General features: G+C 70.6%; 14 protein-coding genes. 7 read left to right on the top strand and 7 right to left on the bottom strand.

What is annotated here, in order from left to right; all coding sequences use genetic code 11:
• Window positions 1–257 precede the first annotated feature (257 nt).
• Window positions 258–2,129 (top strand): diguanylate cyclase domain-containing protein, encoded by a 1,872-nt coding sequence (locus LY40_RS25530; RefSeq protein WP_183787343.1) that lies wholly within the window; start codon window positions 258–260, stop codon window positions 2,127–2,129.
• Window positions 2,126–2,578 carry a peroxiredoxin gene (locus LY40_RS25525; RefSeq protein ID WP_183787344.1) on the top strand — a complete coding sequence of 151 codons (453 nt, stop codon included), beginning with the start codon at window positions 2,126–2,128 and terminating at the stop codon, window positions 2,576–2,578. The genes LY40_RS25530 and LY40_RS25525 overlap by 4 nt, the downstream gene beginning before the upstream one ends.
• Before the next feature lie 68 nt (window positions 2,579–2,646).
• Here the strand turns inward: LY40_RS25525 and LY40_RS25520 are convergent, their stop codons facing one another.
• The 3 genes from LY40_RS25520 to LY40_RS25510 form a co-directional block, all read right to left on the bottom strand.
• Window positions 2,647–3,723, bottom strand: a complete 1,077-nt coding sequence (locus LY40_RS25520) for an LCP family protein (protein ID WP_372497786.1) — start codon at window positions 3,721–3,723, stop codon at window positions 2,647–2,649.
• 354 nt (window positions 3,724–4,077) lie between these two features.
• Complete coding sequence (locus tag LY40_RS25515; RefSeq protein ID WP_372497787.1) at window positions 4,078–4,824, bottom strand: alpha/beta hydrolase; 747 nt, start codon at window positions 4,822–4,824, stop codon at window positions 4,078–4,080.
• On the bottom strand, window positions 4,821–6,749 hold the full coding sequence (locus LY40_RS25510; RefSeq protein WP_183787346.1) for an ABC transporter ATP-binding protein: 1,929 nt from the start codon (window positions 6,747–6,749) through the stop codon (window positions 4,821–4,823). Before LY40_RS25510 ends, LY40_RS25515 begins: the two co-directional genes overlap by 4 nt.
• Window positions 6,750–6,919: 170 nt before the next feature.
• On the opposite strand from LY40_RS25510, the gene LY40_RS25505 reads away from it, so the two are divergent.
• Complete coding sequence (locus LY40_RS25505) at window positions 6,920–8,275, top strand: glycosyltransferase 87 family protein (protein ID WP_258938400.1); 1,356 nt, start codon at window positions 6,920–6,922, stop codon at window positions 8,273–8,275.
• A gap of 36 nt (window positions 8,276–8,311) precedes the next feature.
• Here the strand turns inward: LY40_RS25505 and LY40_RS25500 are convergent, their stop codons facing one another.
• From LY40_RS25500 to LY40_RS25485, 4 genes are all read right to left on the bottom strand, one after another.
• Window positions 8,312–8,521 carry a helix-turn-helix domain-containing protein gene (locus LY40_RS25500; protein WP_030530550.1) on the bottom strand — a complete coding sequence of 70 codons (210 nt, stop codon included), beginning with the start codon at window positions 8,519–8,521 and terminating at the stop codon, window positions 8,312–8,314.
• A gap of 244 nt (window positions 8,522–8,765) precedes the next feature.
• Complete coding sequence (locus tag LY40_RS25495; RefSeq protein WP_183787348.1) at window positions 8,766–10,394, bottom strand: ABC-F family ATP-binding cassette domain-containing protein; 1,629 nt, start codon at window positions 10,392–10,394, stop codon at window positions 8,766–8,768.
• 176 nt (window positions 10,395–10,570) lie between these two features.
• Window positions 10,571–11,236, bottom strand: coding sequence for an acVLRF1 family peptidyl-tRNA hydrolase (locus LY40_RS25490; protein WP_258938399.1), 666 nt, complete (start codon window positions 11,234–11,236; stop codon window positions 10,571–10,573).
• A 93-nt stretch (window positions 11,237–11,329) separates the two neighbouring features.
• On the bottom strand, window positions 11,330–12,892 hold the full coding sequence (locus LY40_RS25485; RefSeq protein ID WP_183787350.1) for a deoxyguanosinetriphosphate triphosphohydrolase family protein: 1,563 nt from the start codon (window positions 12,890–12,892) through the stop codon (window positions 11,330–11,332).
• Between the two features lie 201 nt (window positions 12,893–13,093).
• Here LY40_RS25485 and LY40_RS25480 point away from each other — a divergent pair, with 201 nt between their 5' ends.
• From LY40_RS25480 to LY40_RS25465, 4 genes are read left to right on the top strand one after another with little or no spacing between them, the layout of a single operon-like run.
• Complete coding sequence (locus LY40_RS25480; RefSeq protein WP_258938398.1) at window positions 13,094–13,948, top strand: TetR/AcrR family transcriptional regulator; 855 nt, start codon at window positions 13,094–13,096, stop codon at window positions 13,946–13,948.
• An 8-nt stretch (window positions 13,949–13,956) separates the two neighbouring features.
• Complete coding sequence (locus LY40_RS25475) at window positions 13,957–14,850, top strand: beta-keto acid cleavage family enzyme (protein ID WP_258938397.1); 894 nt, start codon at window positions 13,957–13,959, stop codon at window positions 14,848–14,850.
• Window positions 14,843–15,799: a 3-hydroxyacyl-CoA dehydrogenase NAD-binding domain-containing protein gene (locus LY40_RS25470; protein WP_183787353.1), complete on the top strand. Its 957-nt coding sequence runs from the start codon at window positions 14,843–14,845 to the stop codon at window positions 15,797–15,799. Before LY40_RS25475 ends, LY40_RS25470 begins: the two co-directional genes overlap by 8 nt.
• Window positions 15,792–16,229 carry a thioesterase family protein gene (locus LY40_RS25465; RefSeq protein ID WP_258938396.1) on the top strand — a complete coding sequence of 146 codons (438 nt, stop codon included), beginning with the start codon at window positions 15,792–15,794 and terminating at the stop codon, window positions 16,227–16,229. The genes LY40_RS25470 and LY40_RS25465 overlap by 8 nt, the downstream gene beginning before the upstream one ends.
• The last annotated feature ends 23 nt before the right edge of the window (window positions 16,230–16,252 follow it).

Below are 16,252 nucleotides of genomic sequence, written 5' to 3'. Positions count from 1 at the left end.
TGGCTGGCATGATGATGTTGCATGTCTGACGGCCGACTCGACCGCCGATGCACACTCTGCGGTGCGCCATATTTCGTTCTGTGGTGCGCCATAGTTGGACAGCTCCGCAGGAGTTGGGTTGGACAGCTCCGCAGGTTGGCATACGGGCGAGCCGGCCTTTGACATGTCGAGGCCGTGCCCCAGCTCTGTCGGGGCAGCTGAATCGCACGGCTGTGCCAGCTGTGTTCTGGAGAGGCGCACGTTGAGAGAGGTGCACGGTGCCCGAGCCTGGTGACGCACCAGGGTTGTCCCACATCACCCGCCGCTGGGCTGCCGAGATCGCCGCCGCGGCCGGGTCGAGCGTGCCCTCGGCCGAGCTCGAACGCGCCGTCGCCGCCGCGGTCCGTGAAGGGGCCGATGCGGGCACGACCCAGTGCCGCACCCGACACGACTCCGCCGTGGAGCGCTTCGCCGCGCTCTACGCGGCCACGCCGTGCGGCGTGGTTCTCGCCGACCCCGACGGACTGATCCTGGACGCGAACCCGGCGATGCTCGAGCTGCTCGACACCACGCTCGACGAGCTCGTCGGCCGGACTCTCACCGGCCTCGGCACGGAGGAACGCGACGCGGCCGCACTCCGCACCGCGCTCACCGACCTCGCCGAGGACGGCCGCGCCCGCAAGCGCGAGCAGGTACACCTCGGCTCGGCCGAGGAGAGTTCCGCGCTCACCAACGTGACCGTCACGGCACTGCCGAGCAGCGAGGGCGACCGGCTGCACCCGGTCCTGCTCGCCGAGAACATCAACGAGCTGCAGCTGCTGCGCGAGGCGCTGCGGCGGCAGAACACCCACGACCAGCTGACCGGCCTGCCCAACTCGCGCAGCTACCACACGACGCTCGAAACCTGGCTCGGCTCACCGGAATCCGGCCGGATCGCCGTCGTGTACCTCGACATCGACGGCTTCAAGGTCGTCAACGACGGACTCGGCCCCGGCTCGGCGGACGAGGTGCTGCGCTATGCCGCGGGCAAACTCGAGACGGTGTTCCGGGGTCCCGACACCGTCGTCGCCCGGCTCTCCGGCGACGGGTTCGGCGTGCTGCACCGCGGCCGGGTCACGGCCGCGGCGGTGATCGAACTGGTGGAAGCGGCGATGGCCGAACTCGCCGAACCGGTCTACATCGGCGACCGGGGCGTCGCCGTGAGCGTCAGCGCAGGCATCGTCGTCCAGGACGCCGGCACCGGAACGACCGAGGAGATCCAGCGCGCCGCCGAGATCACGCTGCACCGTGCCAAGGAGGCCGGGCGCGCCCAGTGGATGCTGTTCGAGCCCGAGCTGGATTCCGGCGACCGCAAGCGCTACAGCATTGGTGCGGGCATCGGCGGCGGCATGGAGAACGGCGAGTTCGAAGTCGAGTACCAGCCCACGGTGAAACTGGACGGCAGCGACGAGATCGCCGTCGTCAACGCCGTGCTGCGGTGGAACCATCCGGAGCACGGCACGCTCACCGCTGCCGAGTTCTTCCCGCTCGCCGACACCACCGGCATGACGCCGAGTCTCGGTACGCTGCTGCTCACCGAAGCGATGTCGGACGCCGCGGAGTGGTACCGCGACTTCCCCACCGCGCCCGACCTGTGCGTGCGGCTGCCGACGCGGTTGGCCGTCGACCCGAATCTCGTCCGCATCATCCGCGACGAGTTCGAGCGCACCGGCCTGCCGCACCAGAAGCTGCGCATCTGCACCGACAGCCTCGCGCTCTTCGACCCGCGCGGCGAGGTACTGGACACGTTGTCCGTCCTGTCGGATCTCGACGTGAAGATCACCCTCGCCGTGTCCGGCGCCTCGGACCTCGAACTGGTCCACACCCACAAGCTGCCCGTCGGATTCGCCATCCTGTCCGGCCCGCTCGTCGACGGTCTCGCTACCGAGGGCACCGAGGCCGACAACGCGCGGGCACACCTGTACGCGCTGCTCGAACGGGCGCGCGAGCTCGGCATCAAGCGGGTCGGTGCGGACGGTGTCCGCGACGCCGCGCACGCCCAGCGACTCCGCGACGTCGGCATCTTCGCGGGCCGTGGGGACCACTACGGCGGTTCCGCCACGGGCACCGAGATCGCCGCCGTACTCGACCAGCGATACTCGCCGGCATGAACACCGACGAGTTCGCCCCGGACTTCACCCTGCCAGACCAGAGCGGCTCACCGCGGTCGCTCACCGGATTCCTCGACACCGGACCGGTCGTGCTTTTCTTCTACCCCGCCGCGATGACGCCCGGCTGCACGGCCGAGACCTGCCACTTCCGTGACCACGCGGCGGAGTTCGCCGAGATCGGCGCGCATCGGGTCGGCATCAGCCCCGACCCGGTGGACAAGCAGCGGAAGTTCGACACGACCTACGACGTGGGTTTTCCCCTGTTGTCCGACGCAGACGGCACCGTCGCGCGGCAGTTCGGGGTGCGACGGGCGTTCGGCCCACTGGCCACCAAACGGCACACGTTCGTCATCGGCACCGACCGGAGGGTGCTCGCGGTCATCAAGAGCGAACTGCGCATGGCGGTCCACGCGGAGCGCGCTCTCGAGGTCCTGCGCAGCGCGGCCTGACCGCCGCCGGAAGGCGTGGTCGAGACCCCGGTGGCTGGTGCCGTCCGCGGCGAGCCACCGGGGACGCCTCATTCGACGATCGCGTTCTCCGGCACGGGGTGGTCGTTGCGCAACGCGTCGAGCAACGCCGTCGAACGCGCCTCGTCCCACTGTTCCGCCGACGCCGACGAGGTGGGCATCGTAGTGCTGACCACGCCGCCGTCGGAGATGCCGCGCATGGCCCAGGCCAGGGCGACCAGGTGGTGCAGGTGGTCCTCGTCGTCCATCGTCAGCGCATCCGGCGCCTCGGCCAGCAGCGGCACGACGGCGAACGGATTCAGCAACGTGCCCGGACTGGCCATCTGGCTGACCATCTCGCCGATGAACCGACGCTGGTTGACCACCCGGTCCAGGTCCGAGCGCGGGGTCGCCGCGCTGTAGCGCATCCGGACGAAGCCGAGCGCCTGTGCACCGTCGAGTTCCTGCGTGCCGGCCGGGATGGTGATCCCGGTCTTCGGGTCGTGCATCTCCTCCGCGATGTCCATCTCGACACCGCCCATCGCGTCGACCATGCCGGCGAAGCCGCCGAATCCGATCTCGGCGTAGTGATCGATCCGCAGGTCGGTGGCCTGCTCGACCGTCTTCGCCAGCAACGGTGCGCCGCCGATCGCGAACGCCGAGTTGATCTTCCCCGAACCGTGGCCGGGGATCTCCACGACCGAGTCGCGCGGCAGGCTCAACAGGGTCGGCTTGGTGTCGTTGTCCGGCAGGTGCGCGATCATCATCGTGTCGGTGCGGTTACCGCCCGCATCACCGGTGACCAGCGCATCCTTCTGATCCTGGTCGAGCCCCTCCCGGGAATCCGACCCGACGATCAGCCAGTTGGTGCCCGCACCGGCGGCCGGACGCCCTTCGTAGTCCTGGATCGCATCGATACGGTTGATCGAGAACTCCAGGTACAGCCACACGCCTGCCAGCAACAGCACGATCACCATCGCCAGCGATCCGGCGATCTTGCCGAACGACCACCGGCGGTTGCGGCGACCTTCCGGTCGGCGCTGCGGATCGACCGGCCGCTCCGGCGGCGGTTCCTCCGGCGGCGCGACCCGCGTGTGCTGCTGCGGCGGTGCGTGCCGGGCCTGGTCACTGCCCGGCAGCGGCATCATCTGCGCTCGCTGGTGGTCACGCGGCCCGCGCGGACCGGGACGGCCACCGGGCGGTCCGCCACCCGGACGGCCGCCACCACCAGGGCCGCCGGGGCCGGGCGGACCGGCTGGGCCACGCGGCGGTCGCCGGTGTCCGTGCGGCGGCCGACCCTCCGGCCATCCCCCGCCGTACTGCCCGCCCTGCGTCATGGCCGTCTCCCGGTCCGTCTCGGTACTGCTCGGTCTCGCGCCGAAGGCGCCCGGGGTCCACTAAACCGCACGCCCACTGTCGAAGACGCGCGTGACCCCGCTTCGGTTGCGCGGACCGCCCGCACACCCGCGTCCGCGAACGGCCCGACCGCAGGTCACAGTACGTCACAGCGTGATCGACAAGCATGTGGGAGCAGGCTCACACGTCGTGTCGTCGAGATCGACCATCCGCGGCTCGGAGGGCAACTCCAGGCCACGCGCCGTCGCGTCGAGCACCAGCCGCTGCCACACGCCCGGCCTGCGCAGCATCGCGTGCCGCTCGCCGGCGAGGCCCACCCACACGGCGCGCTCGGCGACGGCCGCGGCACGCTCGGCGTAGGCGCGCGACGCCGCCGGGCTCGTGCGCTCGTCCTCCGTACCGTGCGCGATGAGCAGCCTGCGACCACGCAGCGCCGCCACCGGATCGCCGTCGGGCGTCCACGGTGCGAGCGCACACACCGAGCGCACCGCGTCGTCGTCGGCCACGCGGAGCGCGACCCTGCCACCCATGGAGTGCCCGATCAGGGCCACTGGGACACCGGGCCGTTCGTCGCGGATGCGTGCCAAGGCGCGGCGCGCGTCGACCACCGGATCCTGGGAGGTCCCGTTCCAGCCCCTGACCCGGTTACGGAGCAGGTAGACGTCGACGCCCTGCCGTCCGTACGCCGCCGCCAACGCACGCGCGAACGGCACCATCCGCAGGTAAGCCGTACGCCACGGCCGCACCGGTTCGGTGCCGTACTCGGCCCCGCCGTGCAGCACGAGCGCCACACCCCGGACCGCGCCGCGGCCGCGGCGCACCGTCAGCGACGGCTCTGGTGCGCCATCCGCATCACCGGTCGCGCCACCGGCGCCATCGCCCGCGACGGTCACGCCACGACCGCCTCGTCGCCCGCGGGCTCGCCGGTCGGCGTGCCGCCGTCCGGTCCGTCGGCCGGCTCACCGGCGCCGTCCCGGAACTGGGTGCGGTACAGCTGCGCGTACCGGCCGTCGGCGGCCAGCAGTTCGTCGTGGGTCCCCTGCTCGACGACACGGCCCTCGGCGACGACGCAGATGCGGTCGGCCGCCCGGATCGTGGAGAGCCGGTGAGCGATCACGAGCGAGGTCCGCCCGGCGAGGGCCTCGGCGAGCGCCTCCGACACCGCCACCTCGGACTCGGAGTCGAGGTGGGCTGTCGCCTCGTCGAGCACGACCACGCGCGGCTGCGCCAGCAGCAGCCGTGCGATCGTCAGCCGCTGCCGTTCGCCGCCGGAGAGGCGGTAGCCGCGCTCGCCGACCACCGTGTCGAGTCCGTCCGGGAGCGATCGCACCAGCTCGGTCAGCCGCGCCCGGTCGAGCGCGTGCCAGATGTCGGCGTCGGCGACTCCCGGACTGACGTACGCCAGGTTGGCGCGGATCGTGTCGTGGAACAGGTGCCCGTCCTGGGTGACCACGCCGACGGCCGATTTCATGGTGTCGAATCCGAGGTCACGCACGTCGACGTCGGACAGGCGGACCGCGCCCGCGTCGACGTCGTAGAGCCGCGGTACGAGGCTCGCGATGGTCGACTTGCCCGCGCCGGACGGCCCGACGAGCGCCACCATCTCGCCTGCCTCGGCGCGGAAGCTCACGCCGTGCAGCACTTCCTCGCCGCCGCGGTGATCCAGGGCGGCCACGTCCTCGAGCGAGGCCAGCGAGTACGAGTGCGGGGACGGGTAGGCGAACCGCACGGCGTCGAACTCGACCGACACGGCGCCGTCGGGCAGTTCCCGCGGCCGCTCCTTCTCGGTGATCATCGGGTCGAGGTCCAGCACCTCGAAGATGCGCTCGAACGACACGAGCGCGGTCATGACGTCGACGCGCACGTTGGCCAGCGCCGTCAGCGGCGTGTACAGCCGGGTCAGCAGCAGCGCGAGCGACACGACCGTGCCCGCAGCCAACTGTCCGTCGAGCGCGAGCCAGCCGCCAAGGCCGTAGACGAGCGCGAGCGCCAGCGCAGAGACGAGCGTGAGCGTCGTCATGAACCAGCGGGTGAGCATCGCCGTGCGCACCCCGAGGTCCCGCACCTTCCCCGCGCGTTCGGCGAACTCGCTCGCCTCGTCGCGCGGCCTGCCGAACAGCTTCACCAGCGTCGCCCCTGGTGCCGAGAACCGCTCGGTCATCTGCGTCGTCATCGATGCGTTCTGTTCCGCCGACTCGCGCTGCAGGTCCGCCATCCGCCGCGCGATGCGGCGTGCGGGGATCACGAAGATCGGCAGCAGCACGAGCGCCAGCAACGTCACCTGCCATGACAGCGTGACCATCACCGCCACCGACAGCACCAGCTGGATCACGTTCGTCACCAGTCCGGACAGCGTCGCGGTGAACGTGCGCTGGGCGCCGATGACGTCGTTGTTGAGCCTGCTGACCAGGGCGCCGGTGCGCGTGCGGGTGAAGAACGCGATCGGCATACGCTGCACGTGCTCGAACACGGCACGGCGCAGGTCGAAGATCAGGCCCTCCCCGATGTGCGCCGACTGCCAGCGTTCGGCGAGGCCGACGGCCGCGTCGGCGACCGCCAGCCCCGCGATGGCGAGTGCCAACCAGACGACGGCGCTCACGGCGCCCCCACCGACGATCTGGTCGACCACCCGCCCGGCCAGCAGCGGCGTCGACACCGCGATCACCGCGGCGACGACCGTCAGGGCGAGGAAGACCGCCAGCCGTCGCCAGTGCGGCCGGGCGAACGCCGCGACCCGTCGTACCGTGCCCGAATGCAGACCCTTCGGGGCGTCCGCAGCGCGCATCGCGCCGCTCATGAGTGACCAGCTGCCGTCCATCCCGCGTCTCCGTCCGCCCTTCGCAGTCACACCAACCCTCGACATTAGTCGAGCTATGGTCGGCATATGTCCTGCACAACACCGCCGGGAACATGATCCTTCCCGATTCTCGACACGGATTCCCGGCTGCCTCCCGGATGCTGTGACCTCATCGCCTAACCTGACAAGTCATGGGCAGCCGCCTCGTCGGAGACTGGATACGCGTGAGCTGGGACGAGGGGCCGTCCGGTCGCCCCCTGCGGTTCGACCTCGTGCTCTACGCCCTGTGCAGCGGCTACGCCCTCGCTCTCGCCCTCACGGACAAGCACTACGGGTTCCGGGTGTGGGCCGGGTTCGCGGTCGCCGCATACGGGATGGCCCTCGCCCACACGCTGTGGTTGCGACTGTCCCCTCGTGCGGTGGGCCGGCGCGCGTCCCGCTGGACCGGCGTCGGCATCATCGGCGCCGTCGGCATGCTCGCCCCGCTCGGCACACTCCTCGCCCAGCGGCTGACCGGCGGCGACTGGAATCCCGATCCGAACCGGTGGTCCGCCCAGCCCGAGGTGTGGGTGATCGAACGCTCCGCCGACCTGCTCACCACGACGGGGACCCCGTACGTCGACGTCACCGCACTCGGCCGCGCGCCCGTCGTCGACGACTACACGCCGTACGGCCCGGTGATGCCGCTGTTCGGCCTGCCGCGGGCGTGGTTCGGCGGCAGCCCGGCCGGTGATCTGCTCACCGATGCCCGCCTACTGTTCGCAGCCACCGCCGTGGTGTGCGCCTGGGGAGCGTGGCGACTCCTCGGTCGTCCGCGCATCCCCGTCCGCGCCGCACAGCTCGCCGCGGTGTTCCCGCTGACAGCGCTGACGTGGGCCACGGCGGGCCCGGACCTGGCGATCGCGGGCATGCTGATCCTGGGGACGACCCTCGCCGCGGTCGACCGGCCACTGTGGGCCGCACTGGTACTGGCGCTGGTGACCAGTGCGAAACTGATCGTGCTCCCGGCCGCCGTGGTCGTGGCCGCGCTCGTCTGCGCACGCCTCGGCGCGGGCGCGCTCGCCCGGTTCTGCGGCGTGTTCGCGGGCACCTGCGCCGCCGTGCACCTGCCGGCCCTGCTCGTCGACCCGCACGCGATGGCCGAGCACGTGCTCAGGTTCCCGGCAGGGCTCGGCGCGGTCTCGTCACCGGCGGCGAGCCCGCTGCCGGGTCATCTCATCGCCGCAACGGGCGCGGCGGGCAAGGTGATCGCGTTCGTCCTGCTCGGGCTCGCGGCCGTCGCGATCACCTGCTGGCTACTCGTTCGTCCGCCGACCGACGGCGCGGACGCCATGCTCCGCATCGCCGTCGGCCTGGGCGCGTTCACCCTGCTCACACCGGCGACGAGATTCGGGTACCTCGTATATCCGGCCGTGCTGCTCGGCGCGATGCTGTGCCTGCGTGTCCACGACGACACCCGCCGATATCCGGCCGACACCTCCGCGCAGGACCACGACCGAGGCGAGGGCGACGAGGCGCGGAGGTCTGCTGCACCTACTTCGTCGTGACGCTCTTCGTCGTGACGCTCCTACTGCTGCTCGGCGCTACTTCTTCTTGACACGCGTGGCGCCGCCACGACCCCGAAGCTGCACACCGGACTCGGACAGCACGCGGTGCACGAATCCGTAGGACCTGCCGGTCGATTCGGCCAGGGAACGGATGCTCGCGCCCTTCTCGTACTTCTTCTTCAGGTCGGCGGCGAGCTTGTCACGCGTGTTCCCGGTGATACGCGCGCCCTTCTTGAGGTCAACCACGTCGATCCACCTTCCGCCTGTTCGTGTTCTGGGCCACATTCGGCCCCCGTGGTCGCAATGATCGAACACCAACGGCCGGAATGCCAGACGAGAACGGCAAAACTCGGCAGAAGCGCGGAAATGTTGCGCCGATCCGGTATTTGTGCACGTCAACTAACGATCGGCGAGCTTTCTTGGCCACCCGTCAACGACGGTGCGTAGACCCCGAAAACAAGCGGAAAACGCCGCCGTACGGCAATTGCCGTCAGGCCAACTGGACCAGTTCCAGATAATCGGCCGACCAATGATCTTCCGTGCCGTCCGGCAGCAGGATCACCCGTTCCGGTTCCAGCGCCTCGACCGCGCCCGGGTCGTGGGTCACGAGCACGACGGCACCCGTGTAACTGCGCAACGCGTCGAGCACCTGTTCACGGCTCGCCGGGTCGAGGTTGTTCGTCGGCTCGTCGAGGAGCAACACGTTCGCGGCGCTGGACACGAGCCCGGCGAGCGCGAGCCGCGTCTTCTCTCCGCCGGACAGCGTCCCGGCGGGCTGGTCGAGCTGTTCCCCGGAGAACAGGAACGACCCGAGCAGCGTGCGCAGCTCCTGCGCGCCCGTGTCGGGGGCGAGATGGCGGATGTTGTCCCACACCGACGAGTCGTGGTCGAGCGTCTCGTGCTCCTGGGCGTAGTAGCCGATCCGCATGCCGTGACCGGGAATCATCGATCCGGTGTCGGGCTTCTCCATCCCGCCGAGCAGGCGCAGCAGGGTCGTCTTGCCCGCACCGTTGAGGCCGAGCACGACCACCTTCGAGCCCCGGTCGATCGCGAGGTCGACCCCGGTGAAGATCTCCAGCGACCCGTAGGACTTCGACAGGCCCTCCGCGGTGAGCGGTGTCTTGCCGCAGGACGCCGGCGCCGGGAACTTGATCTTCGCGACCTTGTCGGACTGTCGTTCCTCGTCGAGGTTCGACAGCATCTCATCGGCGCGGCGCGCCATGTTCTTCGCGGCCACGGCCTTGGTGGCCTTCGCACCGAGCTTGGCTGCCTGCTGCTGCAGCGCGCTCGCCTTCTTCTCGGCGTTGGCGCGTTCGCGGCGGCGGCGCTTCTCGTCGGTCGCGCGCGCCTCCTGGTAACGCTTCCAGTTCATGTTGTAGGCGTCGAGCTCGCCCCGCGTCGCGTCGAGGAACCACACCTTGTTGACGACCTCGTCGAGCAGGTCGACGTCGTGGCTGATCACCACGAGCCCGCCCTCGTGGGCCTTGAGGAACCCGCGCAGCCAGCTGATCGAGTCGGCGTCGAGGTGGTTGGTCGGCTCGTCGAGCAGCAGCATCGTGCCGGACTTCCCGCCCGCGCCGGATTCGGAGGCGGCGAACAGGATCCGCGCGAGCTCCACGCGCCTGCGCTGGCCACCCGACAGCGTCTGCAACGGCTGGTCGAGGATCCGCTCCTCCAGGCCCAGGTTGGCGCAGATGCGGGCGGCCTCGCTCTCGGCGGCGTACCCGCCCAGTGACGAGAACCGTTCCTCGAGCCTGCCGTACTTGCGCACGGCCTTGTCCCGCTCGCCGTCGTCGACGAGTTCGGCCATCGCCGTCTGAGCCTTCTCCATGTCGCGCAGGATCCTGTCGAGCCCACGGGCCGACAGCACGCGGTTCTTGGCCAGGACGGACAGGTCGCCCTCCCGCGGGTCCTGCGGCAGGTAGCCCACCTCACCGCCGACGGTGACGTCGCCCGCGTACGGTTCGCCTTCGCCGGCGAGGACTTTCAGCGTGGTGGTCTTGCCCGCACCGTTGCGGCCCACGAGGCCGATGCGGTCGCCCGGCTGGATCCGCAGGGTCGTGTCGTCGAGCAGGATGCGCGAACCCGCGCGCAGTTGCAGGCCGGTAGCCGTGATCACAGGAAACTCCGTGGCGTTGATTCGGAAGGTGGAGACGTCCGTGAATGCCGCTGCGCGTGCGGCGCGCACACGGGGCGCGGGCGCACGGGCACGGCGCGAGGGCTACTCCAGCAGAACGACCACGGACCCGAGTGTACGGGGCACGCACAACGGGGTTTCGGCCCCGGTGACCGCGGTCACCGCAGGACCACCTCGACGGCCCGCGCCCGCCGAGCCGCCTCCTCCAGCACGGCCCTGCGGGGCTCGGCCACGTCGAGCACGCGGGACGAGGCGAGCGTGAACACCGGCTGGAGGCGTGGATCGCCGCGCAGCTCGTCGAGCGCCCCGCGGTCGCCGCCGAGCACCACACCGTCCAGTTCGGACGCGGCCGGAGCGAGGACGTCGGCCGCGTCGTCGGCCGCCGCCCGCAGCGCCTGCCGGGCCTGGCCGTCCCTGCGCCGGGCGAAACGCTGCTGGGACCAACCGCCGGCAGCGCTGCGGCCGTGCACGAGGTGCCGGTCGGTGCGGGAGACGACCACGTCCGGCCCCTCCGCGATCCCGACGCTGTGCGCGCCGAGCCGAACCAGCAACAGGCCGATCCGCCGCGGGGCGCACACGTGCTCGACGAGAGCGGCCATGGCGAGACCTTCGCCGACGCGGTAGTCGGCGTCCAGCGGCGGGAACGGCACGTCGACCGTCGCCGTGGTGCCGTCACCCGCGGTCACGACGACCCTCGTCGGTGTCACGGCCGTCGACGCGGCACCACCGTTGCGGGCCGCGAACCGGTCGAACCAGCCGGCGAGACGCTCGGGTTCCACCTCGACGGCCTTCCCGCCACCGCTGACCTGCCGCACCCGTGCCATGACCGCCACCGTATGCGGCCGTCCCCCGCAGCGCGTGCGGAGGCGTTGTGCGTGGAGGTGTTGTGTGTGGGCGGGGATTCCGGCGCTTCGGCGTCACAGGACGAAGGAGTCCGACCACGGCTGGCCGCCGCGGCCGGTGATGGCGTCGAGCATGGTCGCCGCCTGCGCGTCCGTCAGCGACGCGACGAAGTCGACCACCGCGCGGCCACGCGCCAGCCCGCGCACGGCGTCGGCGCCCTCGACCCGCTCCCCCGCAGCGCCGACCAACAGCTCCGGATCCTCACGCACCAACCGGCCGTACTCCGCACTCGCCAGCGCCACCAGGTCGTGCAGCTTGCGGGGCAACCTGCCCGCCTCGTCGCGGTCGCCGAGCCAGCTGTCGAGCGCGTCCACAAGGGACGTCAGCAGGGCCGCCTGCCCGCGCTGGTGCAGCGCGAAATCCGGCCGCTGCAACACGAACTGCCGATGCACGAACTTCAGCACCTGCACCTCGTGCCACTGCGGCTGCCGCAGCGTCACGTGCCCGCTGCGGGTCGTCGGCGACGGCGTCACGACCACCCCGTCGGCCAGCCGCGCCGTCCAACTCGCCGAGAACGTCGCCATCGCCTGTTCCGCCTCGACCGAGCCGTCGAACGGACTCGCCAGCAGGCCGTCGACCAGCTGGTGCTGAACCCGCGCGACCGCGGCGGCGAACACCGCGTCGTCGGCGATCCACGCGTCCTTGGCGTGCATCCTCCTGCGCAACGTCTCCAGCGACCGGCCGGGACGGCCGTGCACCTCACGCAGCGTCTCGTCCGACAGCGCGGCGAACGCGCCCGGCTCCGCGAGCCACCGCCCCAGCTCCGTGGCGACCGAGGCGTGCTGCAACACCCCGATCCGGTGGAAGTCCTGCAGATCATGGATGGCGTAGGCGATGTCGTCGGCGAGGTCCATGACCGACGCCTCGACGGTCTGCTGCCACGGTTCGACCAGCCCGGTGAACGGCGCGCGAGCCTGGTCGACGTCGTCGAGTTCGGTGACGTACGCCGAGAACTTCGCCGATCCGGTGCCCGGCTCCTCACCCTCGGCGGCACCCCGCGGCGGCTCGTCCATCGTCGCCGGATGCGGTTCGGGACGGTGGAGCCGGAACCACGGGTACTTCAGCAGCGCGGCGCGGGTGGCCGCCGTCAGGTTCAGCCCCTCGGGCGTCGGACCGCCCACCTCCGTGGTCGTCACGATCCGGAAGGTCTGCGCATTGCCCTCGAAACCGTCGGACAAGCCGTACCGACGCCGCGCGATGCGGTCCAGCACCTGCTCACCGAGGTGCCCGAACGGCGGATGCCCGAGGTCGTGGCCGAGCGCGGCCGCCTCCGCCACGTCCGGGTCGCACCCGCCGAGCTTGCCGACGACGGTGGCAGCCTCGGACTCGGACCCGAGACGTTCCGCGATCGCCCGCGCCACCTGCGCGACCTTGAGGCTGTGCGTGAGCCGGTTGTGCAACAGCCCCGCCCCACCGGTGCTGACGACCTGGGTGACGCCGGACAACCGGGCGAAGTACGGCGAGCCTGCGATGCGGTCCCGGTCGATGCGGAACGGACTGCTCACCAGGTCCGCGAAGCCTCCGGCCTCCGCTTCGGCGTTCCGTCGTGTCGTGCGCGCGGCGTCTGCAGCTCCCATGCGCGACACACTATGTGACGGCCGGTGACCGGTGGGCCGGTCCGCCCACATCGGTCGATACCCCGGCTACCGCATCCAGCACACGGGGAGCGGTGACCCATAACTCGTTGCGAACATCGGCCCACGTCACAGGCTTGCGACTGACTGATGTGCCAGTCAGCCCCTTGCGATCACCGCAAGCAATTACTACGGTCCAGCGACATGGCCGACACGGATGGACTGCGTGACCGCGTCCGGGGACTGATCCCCGCGAAACCCGGCGCGCAGCGGGAGTTCGCCACGGCGATCGGGCTCGACGAAACGAAACTGTCCAAATCGCTGAAGGGAACCCGCAGGTTCTCGCCCCACGAACTCGTCCGGGTCGCCGAACACTCCGGTGTCACCGTCAACTGGCTGCTGAACGGCAGCGACGACGCCGTGACCGTCACCGCGGTGCCCACCGCGTCGGCGAGCTCCACACAGGACGGTCCGCAACCGGAGACCCGCAGGAGAATCCTGGAAACCGCGTGGGAACTGATCGCCGAGCGTGGCTACCACCACGTGCGCATCGCCGACATCGCGAAGGCGTGCGGCCAGAGCACGGCGAGCATCCACTACCACTTCCCCACCAAGAAGGCCGTGCTCACCGAAGCGTTGCGGCGCAACGTCAAGCTCGCGTTCGACCGGCAGGTCGCCGAGCTCCACACGATCGACAACGCCCGCGACCGGTTGCTGCGGCTCGTCGAGCTGCAGCTGCCCACCGACGGGCTGCTCCACGACGAGTGGTCGGTCTGGCTGCAGGTGTGGAACGAGTCCGCGCTCAATCCCGAGATGCGCGAACTCTACTGGGACTCCTACGACCGGTGGTTCCACACGATCGCCATGACCATCCGACGTGGACAGGAGCAGGGCGTCTTCGCCGAGCGGGACCCCGACGCGATCACCACCCAGCTGAGCGCGCTCGTCGACGGGCTCGGCATCCAGGTGCTCACCGGCAAACCGGGCAGTTCGGTCGACGCCATGCGTGAACACCTGAAGGACTTCATCGACCGCACCATCGCAGGAAAGGGACTGTGAAACCCTCCATGCAGGACAGAGTCATCGTCACCGCCGCACTGACCGGCGCCGGCGACACCGTGGGCAAGAGCGAGCACGTTCCGGTCTCACCGGAACAGATCGCCGCCGACGCCGTCGCCGCCGCGAACGCGGGCGCCGCCGTCGTCCACATCCACGTACGCAACGTCGACACCGGCCAGGGCTCCCGTGATGTCGCCCTCTACCGCGACGTGGTCGGCCGTATCCGGGAGTCCGGTGTGGACGTCGTCGTGAACCTGACCGCGGGTATGGGCGGCGACCTGTTCCTCGATCAGGACGACCCGCTCAAGCCCGTCGACGGCACCGACCTGGTCAACGCCACCGACCGGCTGCCGCACGTCGAGGAGCTGCTACCCGACATCTGCACCCAGGATTGCGGCTCGCTGAACTTCGGCGAGGGCAGCCAGCTCTACGTCTCCACCCCGGACATGCTGCGCACCGGCTTGAAGCGAATCCAGGAGCTCGGTGTGAAACCCGAGCTCGAGATCTTCGACACCGGTCAGCTGTGGCTGGCCACGAAGCTGATCGAGGAAGGTCTGATCGACGCGCCGCCGCTGTTCCAGCTGTGCATGGGCATCCCGTACGGCGCCCCGGCGAACCCCGAGCTGCTGCAGACGATGGTCAACATGCTGCCCGAGGGCGCCCAGTGGGCCTCGTTCGCGATCGGCCGCAACCAGCTGCCGTGGGTGGCCCAGTCGGCGCTGCTCGGCGGTCACGTGCGCGTCGGGCTCGAGGACAACCTCTACCTCGCCAAGGGCGTCAAGGCCACCAACGCCCAGCTGGTCGAGCGCGCGGTGAGCATCGTCGAGGGGCTCGGCGGCACCATCGCCACACCGGACGAGGCGCGCGCCCAGCTGAACCTGAAGGGAGCGGGCCGTGGCTGACACCTCCACCGACATCACCACCGTCGCCTGTGTCGGCGCCGGCGTCATCGGCGGCGGCTGGGCCGCCCACTTCCTCGCCCGCGGCTACCGGGTACGCGCCTGGGACCCCGCGCCCGACGCCGAGGCGAAACTGCGTCGCATCGTCGACGGCGCCTGGCCCGCGCTGACCGAACTCGGCCTCGCCGACGGCGCCTCCCGCGACAACCTGACCGTGCTGCCGACGCTGGCCGAGGCCGTCGACGGTGCCGGCTTCGTGCAGGAGAGCGCGCCCGAGGACCTCGACCTCAAGCGCACGCTGCTGGCCGACATCGACGCCGTCACACCGTCGGACGTGGTCATCGCATCGTCCACATCGGGCTTTCCGATGACCGACATGGCCACGACCGCCGCGAATCCCGCACGGCTCGTCGTCGGCCACCCGTTCAACCCGCCGTACCTCATCCCGCTCGTCGAGGTCGTCGGCGGCGAGAAGTCCGAGCGCTGGGCCGTCGAGCAGGCGAGCGCCTTCTACCGGCACGTCGGCAAGTCCGTCATCACCATGGACCGCGAACTGCCGGGCTTCATCGCCAACCGCCTGCAGGAGGCGCTCTGGCGGGAGGCGCTGCACATGGTGGCCGAGGGCGAGGCGACCGTCGAACAGATCGACACCGCCATCACCGACGGTCCCGGCCTGCGCTGGCCGGTACACGGTCCGTGCCTGACGTTCCACCTCGCCGGCGGTGAGGGCGGCATGGCCCACATGCTGGACCACTTCGGACCGTCACTCGAGGCGCCCTGGACGCGATTGACCGCGCCCGACCTCACGAAGCAGCTGCGCGACGACATGGTCGCCGGCTGCGAGTCCGAGGCCGACGGCCGGAGCATCGCCGAGCTCGTCGCCGAGCGGGACCGCGCCGTCATCGCCGTGCAGCGCGCCGTCGCCGAATCCCGAGGACGCGCCGATGGCTGACGTCCTCGAATACCACGACCGGGTCCGCGACGACTGGATCGACTACAACGGTCATCTCAGCGAGCCGTTCTACGTCATGGTGTTCGGCTTCGCCACGACCAGCCTGATGGACCACGTCGGTCTCGACGAGGCGTACCGCACCGAGACCGGGTGCTCGCTCTACACCGTCGAGGCGCACGTGCGGTACCTGCGTGAGGTCGGCCCCGGCGCCGACCTCCACGTCACCACGTTCGTGACCTCGGTGGCGGCCAAGAAGGCCGTGCTGTGCCACGAGCTGCGCGTCGGCGGCGAGCTCGTGGCGACCGAGGAGTTGACGGCGATCCACGTCGCCGAAGAGGGGGCCGCGCCGTTCCCGGATCACGTGGCGGACAAGCTCCGCCGCCTGCTCCAGCCGGCGCCGGAGTACGCGGGGAGAGCGATTCGCTGTTGACCCGCCCCTGTCCCCGACAGAAA

Source organism: Prauserella salsuginis (genome assembly GCF_024648885.1).
Classification (GTDB): Bacteria; Actinomycetota; Actinomycetes; order Mycobacteriales; family Pseudonocardiaceae; genus Prauserella; species Prauserella salsuginis.
Note: the sequence above shows the minus strand (reverse complement) of the source record. Positions and strands in the feature narration are given on the sequence as shown.

What these genes read in the sequence shown, in the direction of transcription:
- LY40_RS25525 (WP_183787344.1), top strand. Translation starts at nt 2,126, where the DNA reads ATGAACACCGACGAGTTCGCCCCGGACTTCACCCTGCCAGACCAGAGC.
- LY40_RS25520 (WP_372497786.1), bottom strand. Translation starts at nt 3,723, where the DNA reads ATGATGCCGCTGCCGGGCAGTGACCAGGCCCGGCACGCACCGCCGCAG.
- LY40_RS25510 (WP_183787346.1), bottom strand. Translation starts at nt 6,749, where the DNA reads ATGGACGGCAGCTGGTCACTCATGAGCGGCGCGATGCGCGCTGCGGAC.
- LY40_RS25505 (WP_258938400.1), top strand. Translation starts at nt 6,920, where the DNA reads ATGGGCAGCCGCCTCGTCGGAGACTGGATACGCGTGAGCTGGGACGAG.
- LY40_RS25490 (WP_258938399.1), bottom strand. Translation starts at nt 11,236, where the DNA reads ATGGCACGGGTGCGGCAGGTCAGCGGTGGCGGGAAGGCCGTCGAGGTG.
- LY40_RS25485 (WP_183787350.1), bottom strand. Translation starts at nt 12,892, where the DNA reads ATGGGAGCTGCAGACGCCGCGCGCACGACACGACGGAACGCCGAAGCG.
- LY40_RS25480 (WP_258938398.1), top strand. Translation starts at nt 13,094, where the DNA reads ATGGCCGACACGGATGGACTGCGTGACCGCGTCCGGGGACTGATCCCC.
- LY40_RS25475 (WP_258938397.1), top strand. Translation starts at nt 13,957, where the DNA reads ATGCAGGACAGAGTCATCGTCACCGCCGCACTGACCGGCGCCGGCGAC.
- LY40_RS25465 (WP_258938396.1), top strand. Translation starts at nt 15,792, where the DNA reads ATGGCTGACGTCCTCGAATACCACGACCGGGTCCGCGACGACTGGATC.